Genomic DNA, 23,008 nt, shown 5'->3' on the forward strand with positions numbered 1-23,008 from the left:
TTTCAGACATGTCAGGAAACGTGCTCCTCGGTGACCAGTTGATCCGCGAGGCGGCGGGCCTGGGTGAGCAGGGTGCCGTAGGCGGCCAGGGCGTCGGGGTCCTCCAGCACGCCGTCGGGCAGCCTGCGGTGCAGGGCGTCCAGGGTGGTCCGCATCTCGTCGACGACCTCGCGCAGTTCCTCGTCCACCTTCGCGTCGTAGCCGCCCGGGGCGAACCGGCTCTGCGGATAGAGGCAGATCGCGCGGGCGCTGCCGCGCAGGAAGTCGGCGTACACCTCGCTGACCGCCGGGCCCGGCCGGGGCTGCGGGCGTCCGCCGTCGCTGGACTCCAGCACCGCGCGGGTGACGCCGGAGGTGTGGACGGCGACGTAGTCGAGGACGGTCACCGCGTCGTCGTACTCCTGGCCGGGCGGCTCCTCCGCCAGTTTGCGGCGGCGCGGGTTGACCCGCAGGCTCTCGCGGCTCCAGCCGACGGCCGAGCGGGCCTGGTCCACGAGCCGGTACAGGCGCAGCGCCCGCTCGTGCAGCTGCTGCGCCGGCTCGGCGTCCCACTCGCCGGCGGCCAGCCGGTCCGCCACCGCCTCCAGGATGCGCCGGGCCTCCTCGGCCGCCTCCTCCAGGGCCACGCGCGTGCCGCGCAGGTACACGGGGGGACGGATGAGCGCGTTGACGGCGATGCCGACGACCGCGCCGAAACAGGCCTCGGCGATCCGGGTGCCCGACGCCATGAGGGTCACCGGGCCGCTGGTCAGCACGAACAGCGCGCCCGTGGCGGCGTAGATCCCCTGGCTGCCGAGCCGCCCCCAGTTGCCCAGCAGCACCACGACCGGGAGCACCAGGGCCATGGCCAGGGTCGGGGAGTCCAGCAGCAGGGCGACGCCGGTGGCGACGACGGTCCCCATGGCGATGGCCGCGAGCTGCTGCAGCCCGTGCGCGATCGACCGGAACACCGTCGACTCCACGAGCACGATGGCCACCCAGGGCGCGACGAAGGCGTTCGGCGCCTTCAGCCACCATCCGGCCACCGCCCACGCCACGCAGGCCGCCAGGGCCGCCTTGCCGGCCTGGATCGCCACGTCCCGCTCGGGTCCCGGCTCGGACCACGCCCGCCGGACCGACTCTCCCAGGCCGCGGGCGCCGCGCCGGGCGCGCACGGCCGTGTCACTCATCCCCATGCCCTGCAGGTGCCACATATGCCGGGATGAATGCGGATCACGGACGGATCGGCGCGCCCTGTGGCCGGTGTCACGCGCGCGTGGAGGCGCGCCGGGTCAGGCGTCCCCGTACGCCTCCCCGCCGAGCTCGAGGAGGGCCGTACCGGCTGTCGCGTCGGCGAGCCAGGCCCGGAACGCGTCCACGTCGGCGTCGGGGAGGGCGATCTCGAGGGTGACGTCCTCCGCGTACCGCACGTCGCGCACCTCGCGGCCGGTGGACCTGAGGTCGTTCTGCACCTTGCCCGCGCGGTGGTGGTCGACGGTGACGGTGGCGAGCCGGAACCGGCGCCGGGTGCGCGTGCCCACGGCGTCCAGCGCCTCGCCGACCGCTCCGCCGTAGGCCCGGATCAGCCCGCCCGCCCCGAGCTTCACGCCGCCGTAGTAGCGGGTGACGACGGCGACGACGTACCGCATGTCGCGGCGCAGCAGCATCTGGAGCATGGGGACCCCGGCGGTGCCGCCGGGCTCGCCGTCGTCGCTGGCCTTCTGGACGGAGGCGTCGGCGCCGATGACGTAGGCCCAGCAGTTGTGGGTGGCGTCCGCGTGCTCCTTGCGGACGCGTGCGACGAAGTCCTGGGCCTCCTGCTCGGTGGCGGCCGGCGCGAGCGCGCAGAGGAAGCGCGAGCGGTTGATCTCGGTCTCGTGCACACCCGCGCGGGCGACGGTTCGGTACTCGTCCTGCATCCGGCCAGCCTAAGCCGCCCCTCGCGCGGCCCGGCACGCGCGTGCGTGCCCGCCCGGTCAGCCCTTCCGTCCCCGCGCCACCATGACGTCCGTCAGCAGGGCCGTGCCCGGTGCCAGGTCGCGCCAGCCGGGGCCGTGCCAGGCCAGGACGGCCGCCGCCGCGGTCGGGAACTTCGTGCCGACCTCGTCCAGCAGGTCGTCGAGCCCGTCCCCGGCGAGGTCGAGGACGAGTTCCTCCAGACCGGGGTTGTGCCCGACCAGCAGCAGCGTCCCGACCTCCGGGGACACCTCGTGGACGACGTCCAGCAGGTCGGTGACGCCCGCCGCGTACAGGCGCCGGTCGTGGCGTACCGGCGGGGGCGTCCCCCACTGGGCGCACGCCAGGTCCCAGGTCTGCCGGGCGCGCAGGGCGGTGGAGCACAGGGCGAGGTCCGGCAGGCAGTCGGTCTCGGCGAGCAGCCGCCCGGCGACCGGGGCGTCGCGGCGGCCGCGCGCGGCGAGCGGCCGTTCGTGGTCGGGTCGCTCGTCGGGCCAGGCGGACTTCGCGTGCCGCAGGACGACGAGCCGGCGCAGCGGGCCCGCCCCGATGTGCGGGGTCATCGCGGGCTTCCGAGGTCACGGGTGAGGTCGAGGCCGAGCAGGCGGTCGGCGTGGGCGAACGTCTCGAAGCGGGCGCCGTCCGGGAGGTCGGGCGCGCTCTCGACGCGGCGCAGGACGCCGAGCACCCCGGGCACGTCCAGGTCGTCCTCCCAGGCCGTGCGCAGCGCCGCGCGCACCTCGTCGGGGACGGGCCGCGACGGACTGGTGGCCCAGTCGGCGACGGCGCCGCGCCAGCGCGCCAGGGTGGCGTGGGCCGCGTCGAGCGTGTCCGTGTCGAGCGCCACGGGGACGCCCCGGCGCGTGCCCAGCAGCGCGAGGCGCAGGACGGCGGGGTCGGCGTCCTCGGGCGGTGCGGACGCCTCCACGGCGGCGACGGCCACCCGTACGCCGTCGGGTTCCGCGCCGCCCTCGCGCACGACGTGCAGGACCTGTGTCTCGCCCAGCCCCGACACGGCGTCCCGGCCTTCTTCGAACGGCCGGATGCCGAGCGCCGCGGCTCCGGCCCTCAGCTCGGCCTGCCGGCGCTCCTCGTCGAGCAGCGCCCACACGGGTGTGCCCCCGATCTCCAGGGCGCGTACGAGGAGGTCCGCGACGAGCAGGACCCGCAGGGCGGTGACGTCGAAGCCCTCGGTATGCGCCTCTACTCGGGTCAGGCCCCGCCGGGCGGGCGCGGCGTCGACGGTCTGGCCGGTTCGGGCGTCGATGATGCGCAGCACGGAGCGAGCGTAGGCGCCCGAGCGGCCGTCCGCAGCCGTCCGGCGCGCCTGCCCCTCGGCGTGCCGCGCGCCGGGGTCGTCGGGGGCGGGCGGGTCAGCCATGGGGCCACGGCCCGTCCACGCGCGCGTGACACCTGTCGTACCCGGGCATCGCCACCCCCTGCCGTGCGGACTGCCCGCACGGTACTGCGCACCGGACCACCCGGACAGGCGTTCGGTGCGCGCCCGCGGCGGGAATCGTCACGGCCCGTCGTCCGTTGTGACGGGGGAAGGCAGTGGGACGACGACACAGAAGGAGGCCGCGGTGTACGGAGACGACGCGACGGTCCGCAGGATCCTCGGCGAACTCGGCGACACCTGGGCCATCGTGGGCCTGTCGTCCAACCGGGGGCGGGCGGCGTACGGCGTGGCCGACGTGCTGCGGCGCCACGGCAAGCGGATCGTGCCGGTCCACCCGAAGGCCGAGACGGTCCACGGGGAGCAGGGCTACGCGTCGCTGGCGGACATCCCCTTCGACGTGGACGTGGTCGACGTCTTCGTGAACAGCGATCTGGCCGGTGCGGTCGCCGACGAGGCGGTCGCCAAGGGGGCCAAGGCGGTCTGGTTCCAGCTCGGCGTCATCGACGAGGACGCGTACGACCGTACGCGCGCGGCGGGCCTGGACATGGTCATGGACCGGTGCCCGGCGATCGAGATCCCCCGCCTCGGCTGACCCGGCGGCCGGCCGCGCACCCCCTCCCCCGCCCCGGCGGGGCCCCTCCATAATGCTCGGGTGACTTCGACCTCCCCCCACATCAACTCCCCTGCCCCGCAACGGTTCCCGGTCGTCATCGTGGGCGCCGGCCCGGCCGGCCTGACCGTCGGCAACATCCTGCGGGCCGCCTCCGTCGACTGCCTCGTCCTCGAGACAGAGACACGCGCCTTCATCGAACAGCGGCCGCGAGCCGGGGTCCTGGAGGAGTGGGCCGTCCGTGGGCTGGAGCGGCGCGGTCTCGCGGAGACCCTGCTGGAGCGGGCCCAGCGGCACACGGAGTGCGAGTTCCGGTTCGACGGGCGCCGCCACCGGTTCGCGTACACGGAGCTGACGGGCACTCACCACTGGGTCTATCCCCAGCAGTTCCTCGTGACGGACCTGGTCCGGGAGTACGCGGACGTACGCGGCGGCGAGATCCGCTTCGGCGTGCGGGACGTCGAGGTGCACGACGTCGACGGCGACCGGCCCTCGGTGTCCTACGTCTGCCCGCGGACCGGGCGGCGCGAGGTGGTGCGGTGCGACTTCGTCGCCGGGTGCGACGGGGCGCGCGGGGTGACGCGGGCCGCGCTGCCGGCGGGCAGCGTGAGGACGTCCCGTGGCGACTACGGCATCGGGTGGCTGGCCCTGCTCGCGCAGGCGCCGCCGTCGGCGGACTCGGTCGTGTTCGGCATGCATCCGCGCGGGTTCGCCGGCCATATGCCGCGCAGTGCCGACGTGACCCGCTACTACCTCCAGTGCCCACCGGACGACGATCCGGAGAACTGGCCCGAGGACCGGGTGTGGGCGGAGCTCCAGGAGCGGCTCGGCGCGCAGGGCGCGCCGCCGCTGACCGAGGGGCGGCTGGTGGAGAAGCGCGTCCTGGAGATGCACAACTACGTGGTGGAGCCGATGGTGTTCGGGCGGCTGCTGCTGGCGGGCGACGCGGCCCATCTGACCGCGCCCATAGCCGCCAAGGGCATGAACCTCGCGCTGCACGACGCCTTCCTGCTCGGCGACGCGCTGGTCGCCCGGCTCACGAAGGGCGACTCCTCCGGGCTGGACTCCTACTCCGCCGCCTGCCTCGAACGGGTCTGGGACTACCAGGAGTTCTCGCACTGGCTGTCCGAGGTGTACCACGGCGTCTCCTCGGGCGACCCGTATCGCGCGGGCACCACCCTGGCCCGGCTGCGCCGTGTCTTCGACTCGCCGGTGGCGGCACGGGCGTTCGCCGACCAGTACCTCGGACGGCCCGTCACGCCCTGACGCACTCTCGCGTGCCGCCTCAGTCGTGCGGCGGCCGGTCGCTGAGCCGGTGGTCGGCCACGTTCAGGGCCTCGTCGACGAGGCGGCGCAGATGGCCGTCGCGCAGGGAGTAGATCACCCGCCGCCCCTCCTTGCGTGTGTCCACCAGACCGGCGAGCCGCAGCCGGGCCAGGTGCTGGCTGACGGCCGGCCGGGCCGCCCCGCACGCCTCGGTGAGCGTCGTGACGTCCGCCTCACCGGCGGTGAGGGCGTGCAGGAGGGCGAGCCGGGTGCGGTCCCCGAGCAGGGCCAGGAGTTCGGCGGCCAGGGCGAACTGCTCCTCGCCCGGACTGCGCGGATGCGCACCGTGCGCAGGTGACAGGTGCATGCGTGCGCTCATACGCACATAATGGCCCCGTGGGCGGCCGGCCGTCCACCTCCGCACACCGGAAGGGGACCGCCGTGAGCGAGGGTCACGCGCATGGGCAGGACGGACACCGGCATCCAACGAAGCAGGAGGGCCCGCACACCCGGGCGCCCCTCCGGCACCGACTCGCCCACCTCCTGCGCCCGCACTCCCACGAGACGGCCCACAAGCTGGACTCCGCCCTGGAGTCGTCGGCGCGCGGGATACGGGCCCTGTGGGTCTCCCTGCTGGTCCTCGGGGCGACGGCGCTGGCCCAGGCGGTCGTGGTGGCCGTCTCCGGGTCGGTCGCGCTGCTCGGCGACACGGTGCACAACACCGCGGACGCACTGACGGCCGTCCCGCTCGGGATCGCCTTCGTCCTGGGCCGGCGCGCGGCGACCCGCCGCTTCACCTACGGGTACGGCCGGGCCGAGGACCTGGCGGGCCTGGTCATCGTGCTCACGATCGCCGCGTCCGCGGTCTTCGCGGGCTGGACGGCCGTGACCCGCCTGCTGGACCCGCGCCCCATGGACCACGTCCCGGTGGTGGCGGTGGCGGCGCTCATCGGCTTCGCCGGGAACGAGTGGGTGGCCCGGTACCGCGTCCGGGTCGGGCGGGCCATCGGCTCGGCGGCGCTGGTCGCCGACGGGCTGCACGCCCGCACCGACGGGTTCACCTCACTGGCGGTGCTGGCGGGCGCGGGCGGCGCCGCCTGGGGATGGCAGTGGGCCGACCCGGTCGTGGGGCTCGCGATCACGGCCGCAATCGTGCTGGTACTGCGGGACGCGGCGCGCGAGGTGTTCCGGCGGATGATGGACGCCGTGGACCCGGCCCTGGTGGACCGGGCCGAGCGGGCCCTGCGGGACGTCCCGGGCGTCCGGGAGGTCGGCGAGCTGCGGCTGCGCTGGATCGGGCACCGGCTGCGCGCCGAGGTGGCCGTGGTCGTGGACGGCGAGGCGACGGTGCGTCAGGCGCACGCGATCGCGGTGGACGCCGAGCACGCGCTGCTGCACGCCGTCCCCCGGCTCACGGCGGCCCTGGTGCACGCCGATCCGGCACCGGTGACGGGTGAGGAGGACCCGCACCACGTGCTCGCCCACCACATGACCGCGTGAGACACCGGCTCCTCAGCCCGCGGCGACGCCGAGCCCGTCCAGCACGACGGCGTTGGGCAGTTCGGCGAACGCCTTGCCGGGGACCAGCAGCTTGCCGCGCCGGCGGCCGCTGCCGACCAGCACGTACGGCAGGTCGACCACGGCCGGGTCGACCAGCAGGGGCCAGGACTCGGGCAGGCCGATCGGGGTGATGCCGCCGTACTCCATGCCGGTCTCGCCGGTGGCGGTGTCCATGGAGGCGAAGGACGCCTTGCGGGCGCCGAGCGTGCGGCGCACGACGCCGTTCACGTCGGCGCGGGTGGTCGACAGGACGAGACAGGCCGCCAGCGTCGTCCCGCCGCCGCGCTTCCCGGCGACGACCACGCAGTTCGCGGACGTCTCGAGGAGGTCCTGCCCGTAGTGCTCGACGAAGACGGCGGTGTCGGCCCACTGCGGATCGGTGTCGACGTAGACGATCTGCTCGGCAGGGACGCTGCCGTGCCAGTTCCGTACGGCGTCGGCGACGGGGCCGATCAGGTCGTCGAGGCACTCGGGAGCGGGCGTGGCGGTGTCGAACTGTCCGATGGGTGCGTCCATGACCGCACGCTAACAGGCTCCCGGCCGCCGTCGGACGGACGTCTCAGCGTGCGGGCGGGACGGAGACGGCCAGCATCCACTCGGCCGGGACGTCGCCCTGATTGCCGTACACGTGCGGGGCGTCGGCCTCGAAGGTGGCGCTCGCGCCGGCCGGGACGCGGTGGTCCACTCCGTCGACGGTGAGGCTCAGCTCGCCTGCCGTGACGTGCACGATCTCGACGGTGCCGACGGGGTGCGCGTCCGAGCTGCTGCTCTCGCCCGGCATCATCCGCCAGTGCCACATCTCCAGCGGGCCGGGGGCCTCCGCCCCGGCGAGGAGCCGGCTGTGGCTGCCCGCGTCGGTGTGCCACAGCCGGACGACCTGGTCGGCCGGGACGACCCGCACCTTCGGGCCCCGCTCGTAGTCGAGGAGCGTGGTGATGCTGACGCCGAGCGCGTCTCCGATCTTGACGACCGTGCCGAGGCTGGGGTTGGTGCGGGCCTGCTCGATCTGGATGAGCATGCCGCGGCTGACGCCGGCGCGGGACGCGAGCACGTCCAGCGTGAAGCCGCGCACCGTCCGCCAATGCTTGACGTTGCGTGCCAGGGACTGGGTCAGCAGGTCGAGGTCCGACACATTCCGTCCTTGCGGAGTCCAATATTCTGGATGACAGGGTTCACTGGACAGCACTACCGTGGGGTGCACCCGATCGTGCACCGAACTGTACTGCGAGGCTCTTGTGACAGCACTCTTCGCCCTGGCCACCAGCCTGCTCTGGGGTCTGGCGGACTTCGGCGGCGGCGTGCTGACCCGGCGCATCCCCGCGCTGACGGTGGTCGTCGTCTCGCAGGCGATCGCGGCGGCCGTCCTCGGCGTGATCGTCCTGGCCACGGGCGCCTGGAGCGAGGCGGGACCGCGGTTGTGGTGGGCGGTCGCGGCCGGCCTGGTGGGCCCGGTCGCCCTGCTCTGCTTCTACAAGGCGCTCGCGCTCGGACCCATGGGCGTGGTCTCCCCGCTGGGCACGGTGGGCGTGGCCGTCCCGGTCGGGGCGGGCCTCTTCCTGGGCGAGCGGCCCGGGCTGGTGCAGACGGCGGGGATCGCGGTGGCGGTGCTCGGCGTGGTCCTGGCGGGCGGGCCGCAACTGCGGGGCGCTCCCGTGCAGCGGCGGGCGATCCTGCTCACGCTGGTCGCGGCCCTCGGCTTCGGGACGGTCTTCGTGCTGGTCGCGGAGGCGTCGACCACCGTCACCGGTCTGTTCCTCGCGCTCTTCGTGCAGCGCGTCGTCAACGTCGGCGCGGGCGGCCTCGCACTGTACGTCTCGGTGCGGCGCGGGGCGCCCGCCCTCCCGGCCGACGGCTTCCCCTGGCGCTCGCTGCCCGCGCTCGCGTTCGTCGGTCTCGCCGACGTCGCCGCGAACGGCACCTATGTGGTCGCCGCCCACCATGGCCCGGTGACCGTGGCCGCCGTGCTCGCCTCGCTCTATCCGGTGGTGACCGCCCTGGCGGCGCGGGGCGTGCTGCGGGAACGGCTGGCCGGCGTCCAGGCGGCGGGCGCGGGGCTCGCCCTGGTGGGCACGGTGCTGCTGGCCGCAGGCTGACCCGAACGGGCCGTGCCGGGCTCGCCCCTGGTGGGCACGCGCCGCCGCCGCGGACTGCCCCGAACCGGCCCTGCCAGGCACGCCCTCGTGGGGCACGTGCTGCCGGCCGCAGGATGACCCGAACGGGCCGTGCCGGGCCCGCCCCTGGTGGGCACATGCTGCCGCCGCGGACTGCCCCGAACCGGCCCTGCCAGACGCGCCCTCGCGAGCACGGTCCGCCGGCCACAGCCTGCCCCCGAACGAACCGTGCCAGGCTCACCCCTGGTGGACACGCGCTGCCGCCGCGGACTGACCCCAACCGGCCGTGCCATGCGCGCCCTCGTGGGCACGGCACTGCCGGCCGCAGGCTGTGGCACCGGTCAGGACTCGGTGGCCGGCTCCGCCAGTTCGGCGGTCGCCCGCTCGTCCAGCTCCGCCAGCCGCGCCACGGTCTCCTCGTCGAGGTCCGCCAGCGCCTGGAGCTGTCCGGGGGTGACGCCGTCCGGTATCGGCACGGGCGCCGGGGTCCGCAGCGGCGGCTGCCAGCCGTCCTCGGGCGTCCACCGCCGTACGACACGGGCGGGCGCGCCCGCCACCACGGAGTGGTCCGGCACCGCGCCGCGGACGACCGCGCCGGCGGCGACCACCACGTTCCGCCCGATCGTGGCGCCCGGCAGGATCACCGCGCCGGTGCCGATCCAGCAACCGGGGCCGATCTCGACGGGCTCCATCCGCGGCCACTGCCGGCCGATGGGCTCGTGCGGGTCGTCGTAGGAGTGGTTGGTGGAGGTGACGTAGACGTACGGGCCGAAGTAGCAGTCGCTGCCGATGGTCACCGTCGTGTCGGCGATGACATGGCTGCCCCGGCCGAGGACGACGCCGTCGCCGATGCGCAGGATCGGGTCCGGGCCGAGGTCGAGGTCGGGCATCAGACCGGCCGTCAGGGTGACCTGCTCGCCGACGATGCAGTGCGAGCCGAGGTGGATCCACGGTTCGCCGAAGACCGTGCCGAGCGGGAAGGCCAGCCGCGTGGCCTCGCCGAGGGAGCCGAACCGGAAGCGGCCCGGGTGCTCCGCGGTCACCGAGCCCGTGCGCTGCGCCCAGGCCCAGCCCGCGTGGACGGCGCGCTGCGCCAGTCGGCGTCGCCAGGATGAGAACGTGTTCTTGCGCTTGGGCACGGCCTCACGGTACTGAGCGTTCGCGGTCGTGATGAGGCCGAGGGGCTGTGATCTTCGCCCTACCGGGTGGCGTACGGTGCCCGGTGTCGACGACGTTCACGGTGAGGAGAGGGCGATGACGGACAAGGCGCTGGTCATGGGGATCGCGGGACGGGAGCCGAGGATCGACGCGTCCGCGTTCGTGGCGCCGACGGCGTCCGTGATCGGTGACGTCACCCTGGAGGCGGGCGCCAGCGTCTGGTACGGCGCGGTGGTGCGCGGCGACGTGGAGGCGATCTCCGTCGGGGAGCAGGCCAACATCCAGGACAACTGCACGCTGCACGCCGACCCCGGTTTCCCGGTGCGCGTGGGCGCGCGGGTGTCGGTCGGGCACAACGCGGTGGTGCACGGGGCGACCGTCGAGGACGACTGCCTCGTCGGGATGGGCGCGACCGTGCTGAACGGCGCGGTGATCGGGGCGGGCTCGCTGGTCGCCGCGCAGGCGCTGGTGCCGCAGGGGATGGTCGTGCCGCCGGGGTCGCTGGTGGCGGGCGTGCCGGCGAAGGTGAAGCGGCCGCTCACCGAGGAGGAGCGGCAGGGGGTCACACTCAACGGCACGATGTACGCCGAGCTGGCCAAGGCGCACCGGGAGGAGCACGAGGGACGCGGCTGAGTCCGCCGCGCCCGCCGCGCCGGGCCCTGGGTGCTCAGTCGCCGGCGGGGACCGGCGCGGGTTCCGCTTCCTGGTGTGCGGCCCCCGCCTTGGCGGCCTTGCGCTTGACGATGAGGAACGAGGCGAGGCCGATCAGGACCGCCGCCACCAGGCCCAGCCAGGAGAAGCGCTTCAGCCAGGACTCGGCGACCACGCCGACGTAGTAGATGACGGCGGTCGTGCCGCCGGCCCAGACGATGCCACCGAGCACGTTCGCGATCAGGAACTTCCAGTACGGCATGCGCAGGACCCCCGCGAGGGGTCCGGCGAAGATGCGCAGGAGGGCGACGAACCGGCCGAAGAAGACCGCCCACATCCCCCACTTCTGGAAGGACCGTTCGGCGGTGGCGACGTGTCCCTCGCTGAAGTGCCTGGGGAACTTCGCGCCCAGCCAGGCCAGCAGGGGCCTGCCTCCCTTGCGGCCGATGGCGTAGCCGATGGAGTCACCGACGATCGCGCCGGCGCTCGCGCAGGCGCCGAGCACGAAGGGGTCGATCTCGCCGTGCTGCGAGGCGAGCAGGGCGGACGACACCAGGATGATCTCGCCGGGCAGCGGGATGCCCAGGCTCTCCAGTCCGATGACCAGGCCGACCAGAAGGTAGATCGCCAGCGGGGGCACCGTTTCGAGCCATTCCTGGACGTGCAACGCCGCTTCCTCTCGTGTGCCTGACCCTGCGTTCCCGGGCGCCCGCTCCGCGGTGGGCGCGCATCGGGGAAGCCTACCCGCTCTGTTGGACGCCCCGGGCGGCGCCCGGGTTGCCTCCGCACCGGTCGTCGCACGCACGCGAGCTGGTGGGCGGGTCGCCGCGGCGTCGCTCAGCCGTTCGGCCGCAGAGTCCAGATCGCCGTCATCTCGCCGGTCAGAGCGCCGTCCGCGCGCCGGATCTCGATCGCCACCGGGAACTCGGGCCGTTCGCCCGCGTCCAGCCGCGCGACGACGTCGGCGGCCGGGCTGCCCAGGGTCGCGGTGGCCGTGACCGCTCCGATGGCCAGCCGGTGGTAGGAGATCTCGGCGCTGACCGCGAGCGGCACGGCACGGGCCAGCTGGTCCCCGAACGCGGACAGCACGATGGCGCCGCCCGCGGACTCGCCGAGCGTGAACAGGGCGCCGGTGTGCGGGCCGCCCACGTGGTTGTGGAACGCGCTCTGGTCCGGCAGGACCACGACGGCCCGCTCGGGGGTGATCTCCACGAAGTCGAGGTGCAGGGTCCGGGCCATGGGCACGCCGGCGACGAGCAATTCGCCGACGGACAGCTGGTCTGCGCTCATGACCGTCACGTTACTCGCGAGTAGGGACAGGGGAACAGGCTCCCGTGACGCACCCCTCACCCGGGACCCCGCGCGGCGTCCCGAGCGCCCGTTCCCGGCCGCGACCTGCGCATCGGCTTGGCAAACCGGGGCCCGGACGGCGATAGTCGGCCGGTGACCCGCGCCGCCCCTCCTTCCCGCCGCTCGCGCCGACCCGCCTGGGCCGGCCGCAACTACAGCCTGCTGACCGCCTCGGCGTTCGTCACCAACCTCGGCAGCAACGGCGCGCTGATCGCCGCCGCCTTCGCCGTCCTGGAGGCGGGCGGCGACGGCGGCGACGTGGGGCTGGTCGCCGCCTCCCGGACCCTGCCCCTGGTCCTCTTCCTGCTGATCGGCGGTGCCGTCGCGGACCGGCTCCCCCGGCACCGGGTGATGGTCGCGGCCAACGCCCTCAACTGCGCGTCGCAGGCGGTCTTCGCCGCGCTGGTCCTCACCGGCGAGGCCACGCTGTGGCAGATGATGCTGCTGACCGCGCTCGGCGGCACCGGCCAGGCGTTCTTCAGCCCGGCCGCCGAGGGCATGCTGCTGTCGTCGGTGCGCGGGGAGCAGGCGGGCCGGGCGTTCGCGGTGTTCCGGATGGCGATGCAGGGCGCGGCCGTCGGCGGCGCGGCGCTCGGCGGTGCCATGGTGGCGGCGCTGGGGCCGGGCTGGGTGCTGGCGGCGGACGCCGCCGCCTTCGCGGTCGCCGGGGCGATGCGGGCCCTGCTGGACGTCAGCCGGGTGGCGCCGCGCGCGCCGGGCGGCGGCATGCTCGCCGATCTGCGCGAGGGCTGGCGGGAGTTCGTGGGACGGCCGTGGCTGTGGGGTGTGGTCGTCCAGTTCTCCGTCGCCAACGCGGTGGTCGCCGCGGCCGACGCGGTCTACGGTCCGCTCGTCGCCCGGGACCACCTCGGCGGGGCCGGCCCGTGGGGCGTGGCGCTGGGGTTCTTCGGCGCGGGCACGGTGGCCGGCGCGCTGCTCATGACGCGCTGGCAGCCGCGCCGTCTCCTCCTCGCCGGCACCCTGTGCGTCTTCCCGCTGGCCCTGCCGTCCGCGGCGCTCGCCGTGCCGGTCCCGGTGGGCGCGCTGTGCGCGGTGATGTTCCTGACCGGCGTGATGCTGGAGGTGTTCGGCGTCTCCTGGATGACCGCGCTGCACCAGGAGATACCGGAGGACAAGCTGTCCCGGGTCTCGGCCTACGACTGGTTCGGCTCGGTCGCCATGGTGCCGCTGGCGACGGCCCTCGCCGGCCCGGCGGAGACCGCGTTCGGACGCACGCCGGCGCTGTGGGGCTGCGCCGCGGTGATCGTGTTGGTCACCGCCGCCGTCCTGTGCGTGCCGGACGTCCGCAATCTGCGCCGCCGCGGCAAGCCGGTGACGTCGGGCGGCACCGGCGCCCCGGCGGGCACGGAGACGACGGGGGCCCCGGCCGAGGGAATCGGCTGAGGGTTCCTCAGCCGATGCCGAACGCCCCCTCGGGCGGCTCGGGTGACGGAACGGCGTCCTCGTCCCGCACCGGGCGGGCCGTCCCCATGAAGGCCCGCACCCCGGCCCCATGCTCCACGCGGGTCGGGAACGCGTCGCCCGCCGTCAGCCGGGCCAGGGCGGCCGTGTCCACGGGCCGGTGCGCGGCCACCAGGACCGCGTTCCCGAAACGCCGCCCGCGCAGCACGGCAGGTTCGGCGATCAGCGCGAGCTCCTCGAAGACCGTGGCCAGGTTGGCCAGTTGGGAGCGCAGGAAGGCGAACGGCGTGGCGTCGGCGAGGTTCGCGAGGTAGACACCGTCGCCGCGGAGCACCCGGGCGGCGGCGCGGGCGTACTCGACGGACGTGAGGTGCGCGGGCACCCGGGAGCCTCCGAACACATCGGCGACGAGCACGTCGGCCGACTGCGCCGGGGCGGCGTCGAGCCAGGCCCGCGCGTCGGCGGCGTGCGCGGTGATGTCGGCGCCGGCGGGCGTCGGCAGATGCTCCAGGACCAGGTCCAGCAGCGCGCCGTCGAGTTCCACGACGTGCTGCCGGGAGCCCGGCCGGGTGGCGGCGACATAGCGGGGCAGGGTGAGCGCCCCGCCCCCGAGGTGCACCACGTCCAGGGCGCGCCCCGGCTCCGCCACGACGTCCAGCGCGTGCCCGACCCGGCGCACGTACTCGAACTCCAGATGCGTGGGCTCGTCGAGGTCGACGTACGACTGCGGAGCCCCGTCGACGGTGAGCAGCCAGGCCCGTTCCCGGTCGACGTCGGGCATGAGCTTGGCGAAGCCGTGCTCGGTGGTACCGGCGACGGGTCTGGAGTCGTTCACTCCCCCATTGTGAGCGCCCCGGCCCCGCCACCGGCACGGGGGCCGCGCGCCCGGTCGTCCCGGTCGCACGGCCCCCGGCCCGTCACACGACGGCGGTCACCGTCCCGGCCCCGACGGTCCGGCCACCCTCGCGGATGGCGAACCCGAGGCCGGGCTCCAGCGGCACCTCGCGCCCCAGTTCGACCGTCATCGTGACGGTCTCGCCGGGCCGCGCGACGGCCGCCTCACCGAGGTCGACGTCCCCCACCACGTCCGCGGTGCGGATGTAGAACTGCGGCCGGTACCCGGTGGACAGCGGCGTCGAGCGGCCGCCCTCCCGGGTCGACAGGACGTAGACCTGCGCCGTGAAGCGGCTGCGGGGCTCCACGCTGCCCGGCGCGGCCACCACGTGCCCGCGCCGGACGGCGTCCCGGGGGACGCCGCGCAGCAGCAGCGCCACGTTGTCCCCGGCCTGGGCCTCGTCCATCGGCTTGCCGAAGGTCTCCAGGCCGGTCACGACGGTCTCCACGCCGGCCCCGAGCACCTCGACCCGGTCGCCGACGCGGACGGTCCCCCGCTCCACGGCGCCGGTCACCACGGTCCCCCGGCCGGTGATGGTCAGGACGTTCTCGACGGGCAGCAGGAACGGCGCGTCGACGTACCGCTCCGGCATGGGCACATAGGTGTCCACGGCGTCGAGCAGCGCCTCGACGGCCGCCGTCCACTGGGGGTCGCCCTCCAGCGCCTTCAGCCCCGAGACCCGTACGACGGGCGCGGCGTCGCCGCCGTAGCCGTGCTCGCTGAGCAGGTCCCGGACCTCCAGCTCGACGAGGTCGAGCAGCTCCGGGTCGCCGGCGTCGGCCTTGTTGAGGGCGACGACGATGTGGTCGACGCCCACCTGCCGCGCGAGCAGCACGTGTTCGGCGGTCTGCGGCATGATGCCGTCGAGCGCGGAGACGACGAGGATCGCCCCGTCGAGCTGCGCCGCGCCGGTGACCATGTTCTTCACGTAGTCGGCGTGGCCCGGCATGTCGACGTGCGCGTAGTGACGGGTGTCGGTCTCGTACTCGACGTGCGCGATGTTGATGGTGATGCCGCGGGCCGCCTCCTCCGGCGCCCGGTCGATCCGGTCGAACGGCACGAAGGTGCCGGAGCCGCGGGCGGCCAGGACCTTGGTGATGGCCGCGGTCAGCGTGGTCTTGCCGTGGTCGACGTGGCCCATCGTGCCGATGTTCAGATGCGGCTTGGTACGCACGTACGCCGTCTTGGACATGGGTGTACTCCGAAGTCTGACGTCTCAGGACGTCTCCGTGGGAAGAGCGGGGACCCCGTGGAGCCGCCGACCCTCCCCCTGCGGGGTCCGCCGGACGTTCCGGAGAGGGTCAGCTTCGGGCGCCGTCGACGGCGGCCAGGAAGACGAGAACGGCAGCCTTCGGCGTATCCGCGACTGCGGATGCGGCGAGAACGAAGGCGTACCGGAACATGACGTCGATCATCGCCGAGGCCGCCCCCGGCGTCGAATGGTTTTCCGGCTCACCGGCCCGGTGGTCAGGCCCCGATGTTCTTCAGCGCCTCACGCACGGACAGCGGGGCGAACCGCCCGCCCTCACGCGCCAGGAAGTCCCGTACGGCCTCGGGGTCGGTCTTGGCGTACTCGCGCAGGCACCAGCCGATGGCCTTGCGGATGAAGAAGTCGGGGTGCCCGGACTGACGCAGGCAGTAGGCGAACAGGCGCCCGGCGTCGGTGCGTTCCCTGTAGCGGAGCTGGTGCAGGAGGGCGGTGCGGGCGACCCACAGGTCGCCGTCCTCGATCCAGGCGTCCATGTCCCCGGCCAGCGCGGTGTCGGCCGCGACGAGCCCGCCGACGACGTGCGCGGCGAGCGCGTCGACGGTGTCCCACCAGGGCACCGTGGACACCAACTGCCGTGCCACCGGAAGGAACCCGGAGGACAGACGCGTCACATGCCGGCGCAGATAGTCGACGGCGAAGTACTGGTACTCCCGCTCCGGCAGCCGCCAGCAGCGCAGCGCGACGGCGGTGCAGTCGCCTTCGCCGGGGCACGGGACGCCCCGGACGACGGAGCGCGACAGGGCGCGGCGCTCGGGCGAGGGGATGCCGAGGAACGGGGCCACGTCCTTCATGTACGCCCGCATGGCGGCGGCCCGTTCCCGGTCCGCGGCGGCCGTATAGGCGCTGGTCAGCCGCTCCATCACCGTGTCGGCCAACTCGCTGTGCGGTACGTCCGCCGCTTCCGCGCCAGTCACGCTCATGGGACGACCATACGGCGATCACATGTCCCCTTCGGTTACTGTCGCCGAATGCTCGACGATGCCACCACCCGCTCTGGGGGCACCGCGACGGCCTCTCCCCGGGCCGTCACCACGGAGCTCGCCGTCCCCGTCCCCTCGCTCACGCCCGCGCCCGCCGGCCTGGCCGCGCGCTGCGGCAGAGCGCTGCTCTCGCCGTGGTCACGGCTGTCCGCGCTCGTGCTCCTGCTGGCCGCGGCCGGGTCCTGCGTGCTGCTCTTCGAGCCGCAGAGACTCCTGTCGGATGGCTGGCCAGCGCATCTCGGGGGCGCGGCGGCGGTCGTGCTGTTCGCGGTGGCCTACGGCCTGGTCACGGTGGCGTTCGTGCCGCGCCCCCTGCTGAACCTGGCGGCGGGCGCGCTGTTCGGCTCCCAGCTGGGTCTGGGCGCGGCGCTGGCGGGCACGGTGCTGGGGGCGGGGATCGCCTTCGGGCTCGGCCGGCTGCTGGGCCAGGACGCCCTGCGGCCGCTGCTGCGCGGCCGGGTGCTGAAGGCGGCGGACGGCCAGTTCAGCCGGCACGGCTTCCGCTCGATGCTGGCGGTGCGGCTCTTCCCGGGGGTGCCGTTCTGGGCCGCGAACTACGCCGCCTCCGTCTCCCGCATGGGGTACGTCCCGTTCCTGCTGGCGACGGCGCTCGGCTCGATCCCGAACACCGCCGCGTACGCCGTGGCCGGCGCCCGTGCCGCCACGCCGACGTCGCCCGCCTTCCTGATCGCGCTGGCGTGCATCGCCGTGCCGGCGCTGGCGGGCGTGGTGGTGGCCTGGCGCAAGCGCCACCACCTGCGCGGCCGCTGAGCGCCGCCGTCGGTCACACGGCTTCGAGGACCATCGCGTTGGCGAGTCCGCCGGCCTCGCACATGGTCTGCAGGGCGTAGCGGGCGCCTCGCTCGCGCATGGCGTGCACCAGGGTCGTCGTGAGCCGGGTGCCGCTGGCGCCGAGCGGGTGGCCGAGCGCGATGGCGCCACCGTGCACGTTGACCTTGGCGAGGTCCGCGCCGGTCTCCTGCCGCCAGGCGAGCACGACGCTGGCGAACGCCTCGTTCACCTCGAACAGGTCGATGTCGTCGATCGACAGGCGCGCCCGGCGCAGCACCTTCTCGGTCGCCGGGATGACGCCGGTCAGCATGAGGACGGGGTCGGAGCCGGTGACGGCGAAGCTGTGCAGCCGGGCCAAGGGGCGCAGGCCCAGGCGGGCCGCCGTCTCGGAGGACGTGATGAGGACGGCGGAGGCGCCGTCGTTGATGGGGCTGGCGTTGCCCGCGGTGACGTTCCACTCGATCTGCGGGAAGCGCTCGGCGAACACCGGGTCGTGGTAGGCGGGCTTGAGTCCGGCGAGGATCTCGGGCGTGCTGCCGGGCCGGACGCACTCGTCGCGCGCGACGCCGTCCAGGGGTGCGACCTCGGCGTCGAACAGGCCGTTCTGCCAGGCCGCGGCGGCCCGGTGGTGGGAGGAGACGGCGAACGCGTCCATCTGCTCGCGGGTGAGGGACCACTTGGCGGCGATCAGTTCGGCGCTGATGCCCTGCGGGACGAGCCCGTCGGGGTAGCGGGCGGCGATCCCGGGGCCGAAGGGATCCTTGCCGGGCGGCACGTTCGACCACATCGGCACACGGCTCATCGACTCGACCCCGCAGGCCACGACCAGGTCGTACGCGCCGGACAGGACGCCCTGGGCGGCGAAGTGCACGGCCTGCTGGGAGGAGCCGCACTGGCGGTCGACGGTGGTCGCCGGGACCGTCTCGGGGAACCCCGCGGACAGGGCGGCGTAGCGCGTGGTGTTCATGGCCTGCTCGCCGACCTGGTCGACGGTGCCGCCGATGACGTCGTCGATCAGCGCCGGATCCACCCCGGAACGCTCGACGAGGCCGCGCAGGGTGTGGGCGAGGAGTTCGACGGGGTGGACGTGCGCGAGGGAGCCGTTCGGCTTGCCCTTGCCGATGGGGGTGCGTACGGCTTCGACGATGACTGCGTCTCGCATGGTGCGGGCCTCCTTGGCGCACGAGCCGATGACCGATGACTGCGACTGCGACTGCGACTGCGACTGCCGATGACTGCGACTACGGATGAGTGGGATCACCGGCGAGCGCGATTACTGTCCAGTGCGATTCCTGTCCAGTGCGATTACCGGCGAGTAGGAAATCTGGACTCACCATAGCCCTGTCAGTTGGAAAATCAAACCCAGAAGGTTGGAAAACCCAACCCGCCATTCCCTAGACTGACCGGCATGGCCGCCACCAAGGACCCCCGCCCCTGCTCGATCGCCGACACACTGGCCCTCGTCGGTGAGAAGTACTCCCTGCTCGTCCTGCGCGAGGTCTGCCTCGGCAACGGCCGCTTCGACCAGCTCGTCCGCAACATCGGCGCCCCGCGCGACGTCCTCTCCACGCGGCTGCGCCGGCTCGTCGACGCCGGGATCCTCACCAAGCGCGCGTACAGCGAGCGGCCGCAGCGGTTCCAGTACCGGCCCACGCAGGCCGGCCTCGAGTTGGAGCCGGTCCTGATGACGCTCATGGCCTGGGGCGACCGGCATCTGCGCCAGGACGACGACCGGCCCATGGTGATCGAGCACAGCTGCGGCAACGAACTGCTCCCGGTCGTCACCTGCCGGGCCTGCGGCGAGACGGTCCGGCACGAGGACCTCACCGCGCATCCCCAGGCAGCGGGCTGGTCGGTGTCGGGCCCGACGGCCGCCTGACGGCCCCCAGCACGCCGAGCCCCTGTGGCAGGGGGTTCACCCGAGGGCGCTACGCTGCCCCTCGACAGCCGCGATCACCGCGCCGACGACGCGGGCCCCCGCGCATCCCCTGCCACGATCAGCACTTGGACGCCGTAACTTCATGTCTTGGTTTGAATCCCTCATCCTCGGACTCGTCCAGGGGCTGACCGAATTCCTCCCCGTGTCCTCCAGCGCGCACCTGCGGCTGACCGCGGCGTTCTCGGGCTGGGAGGACCCCGGCGCGGCCTTCACCGCGATCACCCAGATCGGCACGGAGGCGGCGGTCCTGATCTACTTCCGCAAGGACATCGGGCGGATCGTCCTGGCGTGGCTGAAGTCGCTGACGAACAAGGAGATGCGGCGCGACCACGACGCCCAGATGGGCTGGCTGGTCATCGTCGGCTCGATCCCGATCGGTGTCCTCGGCCTGACGTTCAAGGACCAGATCGAGGGCCCGTTCCGCGATCTGCGCGTCACGGCGACGATGCTGATCGTGGTCGGCATCGTCATCGGGATCGCCGACCGGCTGGCGGCCCGCGACGAGTCCGGCGGCCGGCACCGCGCCGCCAAGCAGCGCAAGTCGCTGGAGGACCTGAACGTCAAGGACGGCCTCATCTACGGCCTGTGCCAGGCCATGGCGCTCGTCCCCGGCGTGTCGCGCTCGGGCGCCACCATCAGCGGCGGCCTGTTCATGGGCTACCAGCGGGAGTCGGCGGCCCGCTACTCGTTCCTGCTGGCGATTCCCGCCGTCCTCGCCTCGGGCCTCTTCGAGCTCAAGGACGCGCTGGAGAGCGACCATGTCTCCTGGGGCCCGACGATCTTCGCCACGGTCATCGCCTTCGGCTCGGGATACGCGGTCATCGCATGGTTCATGAAGTGGATCTCAACCAAGAGCTTCATGCCCTTCGTCTACTACCGGGTGGCGCTCGGCCTCGTCATCATCGCCCTGGTCGCGGCCGGCGTCCTCAGCCCGCACGCGGCGGAGTCGTCGGGCTGAGCCGTCCGACTCGCCGGTGAGCAAACGTTTTTGACCGAATTCGTGACCAAAGCCATACGTGGCGTGTAGCCGTCCGGTAGCGCACGGTCAGTGCCAACCCCTAGGCTTGACACCATGTCCCCCAGTTCCTTAAAGCCTGGTTCCGTGCGCTCCGCCGCCGAGGTGAACGAGGCCATCCGTGCCCTGTGGATGCGCGCGGGCGGCTCGCTCTCGGCCCAGGAGCGCGAGGAGTACGAGCTGCTGGTGGTCGAGTGGGCGGCCGCCATCCGCACCGAGGTCGTCAAGGCCGCTTGAAGGGGCGAGAAGCCCGGGACTGATGAACCGTCATAGCGAGCCTCAAGGCGGCCGGCGCCCGGCGGCAGTAGTCCAAGGCCCTACGGACGCACACCGGGGCCGCCCGCGGCCCGTCGTGTCCACAGGGCGAGGTCACTGCTCGTCGCCACGGCGACGGTCTGCCCGGAGGGCGAGAAGCCGGCCGTCCGCAGCTCGGAGCAGTCGGGGTCGTAGAGGTGCCACCGCCGCTCGCCCTCCTGCCCGGCGCGTGACAGCAGCACACGTTCGCTCGACCGGGCCGGAGCGGCGACCTCCAAGGTCCAGCCGTCCTCGGTGGTGGTGCACAGCCCGCCGCCGAACAGCCCGGCGATACGCACCCGGCTCCCGGCGATCGGCCCCAGGCCGGGGCAGGAGAGGCCGGACGCCTCGTCCGGCAGGGCGTCCTCCGGGTCCGGGTCGTCGTCCCGGGCGATCCTCTCGCCCGTCACCGCGTCGAACAAGCCATGTCCGCTGTGGGAGACGGCCAGCACCAGATCGTGGCCGCTGTCGGGATGCGTCGCGAAACCGATCCCGACGAGCCCGCCGACGGGCACGCCGTACGCGGGGGCGAACACGCCTCGCCAGGGCTCGGGGGCAGGCACCACGGGGGCCACATGCGTCACGGCCCCATGATCCACCCCCTGGACCGGCCCCCTCAACGGAATTGACGGTTCACAGCCTCTCGCCGGCCTCCCGCTCCCGCGCCTCCAGCAGTTCCTCCCCGTGTTCCAGGGCCCAGCGGCCCAGTGCTGCCATCGGTCCCTCGACCAGGCTGCGGCCCAGGGCGGTCAGGGCGTACTCGACGCGGGGCGGCACCTCCGGGTGGGCGTGGCGTTCGATCAGGCCCGTGGCGAGCAGGCGGTGCAGGGCCTCGGTGAGCGCCTTGTCGCTGATGCCGCCGATCGCCGTGCGCAGCGCGTGACGCCGGCGCCGTCCCTCACCCAGCGCCGCCAGGACGACCGGGTCCCAGGTGTGGGTGAACAGGTCCGTGGCCGCGCGCACCCGGCAGTCGGCGACGAACTCCTGGCAGTGGGCGTCTTGTTCCGTCATGGCCAGGACATCATCCCGCTCCCTCACGCACCGACCGGTGTGTACCGGCTCGCCTAGCGTCGGTCAGCGGCGAGAACGCCACCGACCGACGAGAGAGGCGAGACCATGCGCATCGGGATTCTGGGAACGGGGACCCTCGCGACCGCCCTGGCCACGGGCTGGACGCGGGCAGGGCACGAAGTGGCGCTGGCCGGGCGGTCGCGGGCGAAGGCCGAGCGCATCAGCCGGCGACTGGGCGACGCGGCGGAGGCCGTAGCGCCGCGCGCGGCGGTCGACGGGCGGGACGCCGTGCTGCTCGCCGTGACGTGGGACGGAGTGGAGGACATGCTGCGCCTGGCGGGCGCCCCGGACGGCACGCTCGACGGGACGCCGCTCATCGACCCCACGAACGCCGTGGCCCACGGCGTCGGCACACTCCTCGTCGGCCCCGGCGAGTCGGCGGCCGGGCGGATCGCGCGTCTCGCGCCGGGCGCCCGGGTCGTGAAGGCGTTCCACCTCTTCCCCGCCGACCGGTGGGTCCCCTCGCCCGGCAGCGCCGAGTCCCCGGTGACGGTGGCGATGTGCGGCGACGACCCGGCGGCCCTGAAAGTCGTCGGCGACCTGGTGCGGGACGTGGGCGGGACCCCGGCCACGCTGGGAACGCTGGACCGCGTCCGTCAGTTGGAGGAGGTGGCGGGGTTCGTCATCGGCCTGGCCTTCGCCGGTGTCGATCCCGACTCCGCGGTGCCCGTGGTCGCCTCGCCCGCCCTCCCCGGGGCGTAGCCCGGCCCCGGATATCCTCGTCCGCCCTCTTGGCGCATCGCGTCCCATGCCCAACACTGAGCCGATGACGCAGCGTGCGGAGATCGCCACCCTCAGGGACCGGCTGGCCGTCGACGAGCTGGTCACCGCGTACGCGGTGGCCGTGGACGACGGCGACTGGGAGGCGTACCGCGGACTGTTCGCCCCGGCCGGCCGCGCCGACTACCGCTCGGCCGGAGGGGTCGAGGGCGACGCCGGGACCGTCGCCGCGTGGCTGGCCGAGAGCATGGGGGCCTTCTCGGTACGGCAGCACCTGATCGTCAATCGCCGGGTGCGCTTCGACGTCCTCGAGCAGGACGTCGGGGACAGCGCGCAGGTGCGGGCCGACTACGTGAACCCCATGCGGCTGGCCGGCGGCGAGGAAGCCGGGCCGCCGGACTTCGTCAGCGGCGGCCGGTACGCCTTCGCGCTGGCCCGCACCGACGGCGGCTGGCGTCTGCGCGGGCTGGTCATCGAGGAGAAGTGGCGCCGCGCGCCCGGGCGGACCACGCCGGCCGGGACCGCCTGACCGGCGGCGGCCGGCTGTCCGGCCGCCGGTCCTGTGCGCAC

General features: G+C 73.9%; 27 protein-coding genes and 1 pseudogene. 12 read left to right on the forward strand and 16 right to left on the reverse strand.

The window, feature by feature from the left end; genetic code table 11:
• Window positions 1–11 precede the first annotated feature (11 nt).
• From ACFV46_RS09250 to ACFV46_RS09265, 4 genes are all read right to left on the reverse strand, one after another.
• Window positions 12–1,175 (reverse strand): aromatic acid exporter family protein, encoded by a 1,164-nt coding sequence (locus ACFV46_RS09250; RefSeq protein ID WP_385497623.1) that lies wholly within the window; start codon window positions 1,173–1,175, stop codon window positions 12–14.
• 96 nt (window positions 1,176–1,271) lie between these two features.
• A complete protein-coding gene (locus ACFV46_RS09255) occupies window positions 1,272–1,898 on the reverse strand; it encodes a YigZ family protein (RefSeq protein ID WP_385497626.1) in 627 nt (208 codons plus the stop codon).
• Window positions 1,899–1,955: 57 nt separating this feature from the next.
• Window positions 1,956–2,498 (reverse strand): SixA phosphatase family protein, encoded by a 543-nt coding sequence (locus ACFV46_RS09260; RefSeq protein WP_385497627.1) that lies wholly within the window; start codon window positions 2,496–2,498, stop codon window positions 1,956–1,958.
• Window positions 2,495–3,214, reverse strand: a complete 720-nt coding sequence (locus ACFV46_RS09265) for a hypothetical protein (RefSeq protein WP_385497668.1) — start codon at window positions 3,212–3,214, stop codon at window positions 2,495–2,497. Before ACFV46_RS09265 ends, ACFV46_RS09260 begins: the two co-directional genes overlap by 4 nt.
• Window positions 3,215–3,518: 304 nt before the next feature.
• Between ACFV46_RS09265 and ACFV46_RS09270 the strand changes: the two genes are divergently transcribed.
• Together ACFV46_RS09270 and ACFV46_RS09275 are read left to right on the forward strand one after the other, a co-directional pair.
• Window positions 3,519–3,926: a CoA-binding protein gene (locus ACFV46_RS09270; protein WP_151782918.1), complete on the forward strand. Its 408-nt coding sequence runs from the start codon at window positions 3,519–3,521 to the stop codon at window positions 3,924–3,926.
• Between the two features lie 60 nt (window positions 3,927–3,986).
• The gene (locus ACFV46_RS09275; protein WP_385497628.1) at window positions 3,987–5,210 is read left to right on the forward strand and encodes a 4-hydroxybenzoate 3-monooxygenase; all 1,224 of its coding nucleotides are present in this window, start codon (window positions 3,987–3,989) and stop codon (window positions 5,208–5,210) included.
• Window positions 5,211–5,229: 19 nt separating this feature from the next.
• Here the strand turns inward: ACFV46_RS09275 and ACFV46_RS09280 are convergent, their stop codons facing one another.
• Window positions 5,230–5,589: an ArsR/SmtB family transcription factor gene (locus ACFV46_RS09280; RefSeq protein WP_376728418.1), complete on the reverse strand. Its 360-nt coding sequence runs from the start codon at window positions 5,587–5,589 to the stop codon at window positions 5,230–5,232.
• 62 nt (window positions 5,590–5,651) lie between these two features.
• On the opposite strand from ACFV46_RS09280, the gene ACFV46_RS09285 reads away from it, so the two are divergent.
• Window positions 5,652–6,710: a cation diffusion facilitator family transporter gene (locus ACFV46_RS09285; RefSeq protein ID WP_361933279.1), complete on the forward strand. Its 1,059-nt coding sequence runs from the start codon at window positions 5,652–5,654 to the stop codon at window positions 6,708–6,710.
• 12 nt (window positions 6,711–6,722) lie between these two features.
• Here the strand turns inward: ACFV46_RS09285 and ACFV46_RS09290 are convergent, their stop codons facing one another.
• Window positions 6,723–7,286, reverse strand: coding sequence for a YbaK/EbsC family protein (locus ACFV46_RS09290; protein ID WP_361933282.1), 564 nt, complete (start codon window positions 7,284–7,286; stop codon window positions 6,723–6,725).
• Between the two features lie 43 nt (window positions 7,287–7,329).
• Window positions 7,330–7,902, reverse strand: a complete 573-nt coding sequence (locus ACFV46_RS09295; RefSeq protein ID WP_361933284.1) for an XRE family transcriptional regulator — start codon at window positions 7,900–7,902, stop codon at window positions 7,330–7,332.
• 103 nt (window positions 7,903–8,005) lie between these two features.
• On the opposite strand from ACFV46_RS09295, the gene ACFV46_RS09300 reads away from it, so the two are divergent.
• The gene (locus tag ACFV46_RS09300; RefSeq protein ID WP_385497630.1) at window positions 8,006–8,863 is read left to right on the forward strand and encodes a DMT family transporter; all 858 of its coding nucleotides are present in this window, start codon (window positions 8,006–8,008) and stop codon (window positions 8,861–8,863) included.
• 359 nt (window positions 8,864–9,222) lie between these two features.
• On the opposite strand, the gene ACFV46_RS09305 is transcribed toward ACFV46_RS09300, so the two are convergent.
• On the reverse strand, window positions 9,223–10,020 hold the full coding sequence (locus tag ACFV46_RS09305; RefSeq protein WP_361933290.1) for an acyltransferase: 798 nt from the start codon (window positions 10,018–10,020) through the stop codon (window positions 9,223–9,225).
• Window positions 10,021–10,135: 115 nt separating this feature from the next.
• Here ACFV46_RS09305 and ACFV46_RS09310 point away from each other — a divergent pair, with 115 nt between their 5' ends.
• Window positions 10,136–10,672 (forward strand): gamma carbonic anhydrase family protein, encoded by a 537-nt coding sequence (locus ACFV46_RS09310; protein WP_361933293.1) that lies wholly within the window; start codon window positions 10,136–10,138, stop codon window positions 10,670–10,672.
• Window positions 10,673–10,706: 34 nt separating this feature from the next.
• On the opposite strand, the gene ACFV46_RS09315 is transcribed toward ACFV46_RS09310, so the two are convergent.
• Window positions 10,707–11,357, reverse strand: a complete 651-nt coding sequence (locus ACFV46_RS09315; RefSeq protein WP_361933295.1) for a DedA family protein — start codon at window positions 11,355–11,357, stop codon at window positions 10,707–10,709.
• A gap of 170 nt (window positions 11,358–11,527) precedes the next feature.
• Window positions 11,528–11,980, reverse strand: a complete 453-nt coding sequence (locus tag ACFV46_RS09320) for a DUF4442 domain-containing protein (protein WP_385497632.1) — start codon at window positions 11,978–11,980, stop codon at window positions 11,528–11,530.
• A 153-nt stretch (window positions 11,981–12,133) separates the two neighbouring features.
• On the opposite strand from ACFV46_RS09320, the gene ACFV46_RS09325 reads away from it, so the two are divergent.
• Complete coding sequence (locus ACFV46_RS09325; protein WP_385497633.1) at window positions 12,134–13,444, forward strand: MFS transporter; 1,311 nt, start codon at window positions 12,134–12,136, stop codon at window positions 13,442–13,444.
• Between the two features lie 7 nt (window positions 13,445–13,451).
• On the opposite strand, the gene ACFV46_RS09330 is transcribed toward ACFV46_RS09325, so the two are convergent.
• From ACFV46_RS09330 to ACFV46_RS09340, 3 genes are all read right to left on the reverse strand, one after another.
• Window positions 13,452–14,297 (reverse strand): spermidine synthase, encoded by an 846-nt coding sequence (locus ACFV46_RS09330; RefSeq protein ID WP_385497635.1) that lies wholly within the window; start codon window positions 14,295–14,297, stop codon window positions 13,452–13,454.
• A gap of 82 nt (window positions 14,298–14,379) precedes the next feature.
• Entirely contained in the window at window positions 14,380–15,549 is a 1,170-nt protein-coding gene (tuf, locus tag ACFV46_RS09335; protein ID WP_376728411.1) for an elongation factor Tu, read from the reverse strand.
• Window positions 15,550–15,824: 275 nt separating this feature from the next.
• Window positions 15,825–16,547, reverse strand: a complete 723-nt coding sequence (locus ACFV46_RS09340; protein WP_385497636.1) for a DNA alkylation repair protein — start codon at window positions 16,545–16,547, stop codon at window positions 15,825–15,827.
• Between the two features lie 48 nt (window positions 16,548–16,595).
• On the opposite strand from ACFV46_RS09340, the gene ACFV46_RS09345 reads away from it, so the two are divergent.
• The gene (locus ACFV46_RS09345; protein WP_376728410.1) at window positions 16,596–17,378 is read left to right on the forward strand and encodes a TVP38/TMEM64 family protein; all 783 of its coding nucleotides are present in this window, start codon (window positions 16,596–16,598) and stop codon (window positions 17,376–17,378) included.
• Between the two features lie 13 nt (window positions 17,379–17,391).
• Here ACFV46_RS09345 and ACFV46_RS09350 read toward each other — a convergent pair whose 3' ends face one another.
• Window positions 17,392–18,561 carry a thiolase family protein gene (locus ACFV46_RS09350; RefSeq protein WP_376728409.1) on the reverse strand — a complete coding sequence of 390 codons (1,170 nt, stop codon included), beginning with the start codon at window positions 18,559–18,561 and terminating at the stop codon, window positions 17,392–17,394.
• Between the two features lie 246 nt (window positions 18,562–18,807).
• Here ACFV46_RS09350 and ACFV46_RS09355 point away from each other — a divergent pair, with 246 nt between their 5' ends.
• From ACFV46_RS09355 to ACFV46_RS09365, 3 genes are all read left to right on the forward strand, one after another.
• Complete coding sequence (locus ACFV46_RS09355; RefSeq protein WP_361933319.1) at window positions 18,808–19,278, forward strand: helix-turn-helix domain-containing protein; 471 nt, start codon at window positions 18,808–18,810, stop codon at window positions 19,276–19,278.
• Between the two features lie 142 nt (window positions 19,279–19,420).
• On the forward strand, window positions 19,421–20,296 hold the full coding sequence (locus tag ACFV46_RS09360; RefSeq protein WP_361933322.1) for an undecaprenyl-diphosphate phosphatase: 876 nt from the start codon (window positions 19,421–19,423) through the stop codon (window positions 20,294–20,296).
• A gap of 114 nt (window positions 20,297–20,410) precedes the next feature.
• A complete protein-coding gene (locus ACFV46_RS09365; protein ID WP_385497638.1) occupies window positions 20,411–20,590 on the forward strand; it encodes a hypothetical protein in 180 nt (59 codons plus the stop codon).
• A gap of 80 nt (window positions 20,591–20,670) precedes the next feature.
• On the opposite strand, the gene ACFV46_RS09370 is transcribed toward ACFV46_RS09365, so the two are convergent.
• Together ACFV46_RS09370 and ACFV46_RS09375 are read right to left on the reverse strand one after the other, a co-directional pair.
• Window positions 20,671–21,231: a hypothetical protein gene (locus ACFV46_RS09370; RefSeq protein WP_376728407.1), complete on the reverse strand. Its 561-nt coding sequence runs from the start codon at window positions 21,229–21,231 to the stop codon at window positions 20,671–20,673.
• 49 nt (window positions 21,232–21,280) lie between these two features.
• Window positions 21,281–21,658: a winged helix-turn-helix transcriptional regulator gene (locus ACFV46_RS09375; RefSeq protein WP_385497639.1), complete on the reverse strand. Its 378-nt coding sequence runs from the start codon at window positions 21,656–21,658 to the stop codon at window positions 21,281–21,283.
• 102 nt (window positions 21,659–21,760) lie between these two features.
• On the opposite strand from ACFV46_RS09375, the pseudogene ACFV46_RS09380 reads away from it, so the two are divergent.
• Window positions 21,761–22,420: pseudogene (locus ACFV46_RS09380) on the forward strand (NADPH-dependent F420 reductase); the annotation flags it as partial.
• A 64-nt stretch (window positions 22,421–22,484) separates the two neighbouring features.
• Window positions 22,485–22,967, forward strand: a complete 483-nt coding sequence (locus ACFV46_RS09385; protein ID WP_385497641.1) for a nuclear transport factor 2 family protein — start codon at window positions 22,485–22,487, stop codon at window positions 22,965–22,967.
• Window positions 22,968–23,008: the final 41 nt, after the last annotated feature.

The sequence above is a fragment of the Streptomyces sp. NPDC059852 genome, from assembly GCF_042731455.1.
GTDB lineage: Bacteria > Actinomycetota > Actinomycetes > Streptomycetales > Streptomycetaceae > Streptomyces.

Excerpts from the sequence above, each read along its gene's own strand:
- ACFV46_RS09280 (WP_376728418.1), bottom strand. The coding sequence starts at position 5,589 with ATGAGCGCACGCATGCACCTGTCACCTGCGCACGGTGCGCATCCGCGC.
- ACFV46_RS09260 (WP_385497627.1), bottom strand. The coding sequence starts at position 2,498 with ATGACCCCGCACATCGGGGCGGGCCCGCTGCGCCGGCTCGTCGTCCTG.
- ACFV46_RS09345 (WP_376728410.1), top strand. The coding sequence starts at position 16,596 with ATGCTCGACGATGCCACCACCCGCTCTGGGGGCACCGCGACGGCCTCT.
- ACFV46_RS09385 (WP_385497641.1), top strand. The coding sequence starts at position 22,485 with ATGACGCAGCGTGCGGAGATCGCCACCCTCAGGGACCGGCTGGCCGTC.
- ACFV46_RS09320 (WP_385497632.1), bottom strand. The coding sequence starts at position 11,980 with ATGAGCGCAGACCAGCTGTCCGTCGGCGAATTGCTCGTCGCCGGCGTG.
- ACFV46_RS09365 (WP_385497638.1), top strand. The coding sequence starts at position 20,411 with ATGTCCCCCAGTTCCTTAAAGCCTGGTTCCGTGCGCTCCGCCGCCGAG.
- ACFV46_RS09355 (WP_361933319.1), top strand. The coding sequence starts at position 18,808 with ATGGCCGCCACCAAGGACCCCCGCCCCTGCTCGATCGCCGACACACTG.
- ACFV46_RS09350 (WP_376728409.1), bottom strand. The coding sequence starts at position 18,561 with ATGCGAGACGCAGTCATCGTCGAAGCCGTACGCACCCCCATCGGCAAG.
- ACFV46_RS09255 (WP_385497626.1), bottom strand. The coding sequence starts at position 1,898 with ATGCAGGACGAGTACCGAACCGTCGCCCGCGCGGGTGTGCACGAGACC.
- ACFV46_RS09250 (WP_385497623.1), bottom strand. The coding sequence starts at position 1,175 with ATGGGGATGAGTGACACGGCCGTGCGCGCCCGGCGCGGCGCCCGCGGC.
- ACFV46_RS09360 (WP_361933322.1), top strand. The coding sequence starts at position 19,421 with ATGTCTTGGTTTGAATCCCTCATCCTCGGACTCGTCCAGGGGCTGACC.
- tuf (WP_376728411.1), bottom strand. The coding sequence starts at position 15,549 with ATGTCCAAGACGGCGTACGTGCGTACCAAGCCGCATCTGAACATCGGC.
- ACFV46_RS09310 (WP_361933293.1), top strand. The coding sequence starts at position 10,136 with ATGACGGACAAGGCGCTGGTCATGGGGATCGCGGGACGGGAGCCGAGG.
- ACFV46_RS09375 (WP_385497639.1), bottom strand. The coding sequence starts at position 21,658 with ATGACGGAACAAGACGCCCACTGCCAGGAGTTCGTCGCCGACTGCCGG.
- ACFV46_RS09340 (WP_385497636.1), bottom strand. The coding sequence starts at position 16,547 with ATGAGCGTGACTGGCGCGGAAGCGGCGGACGTACCGCACAGCGAGTTG.
- ACFV46_RS09290 (WP_361933282.1), bottom strand. The coding sequence starts at position 7,286 with ATGGACGCACCCATCGGACAGTTCGACACCGCCACGCCCGCTCCCGAG.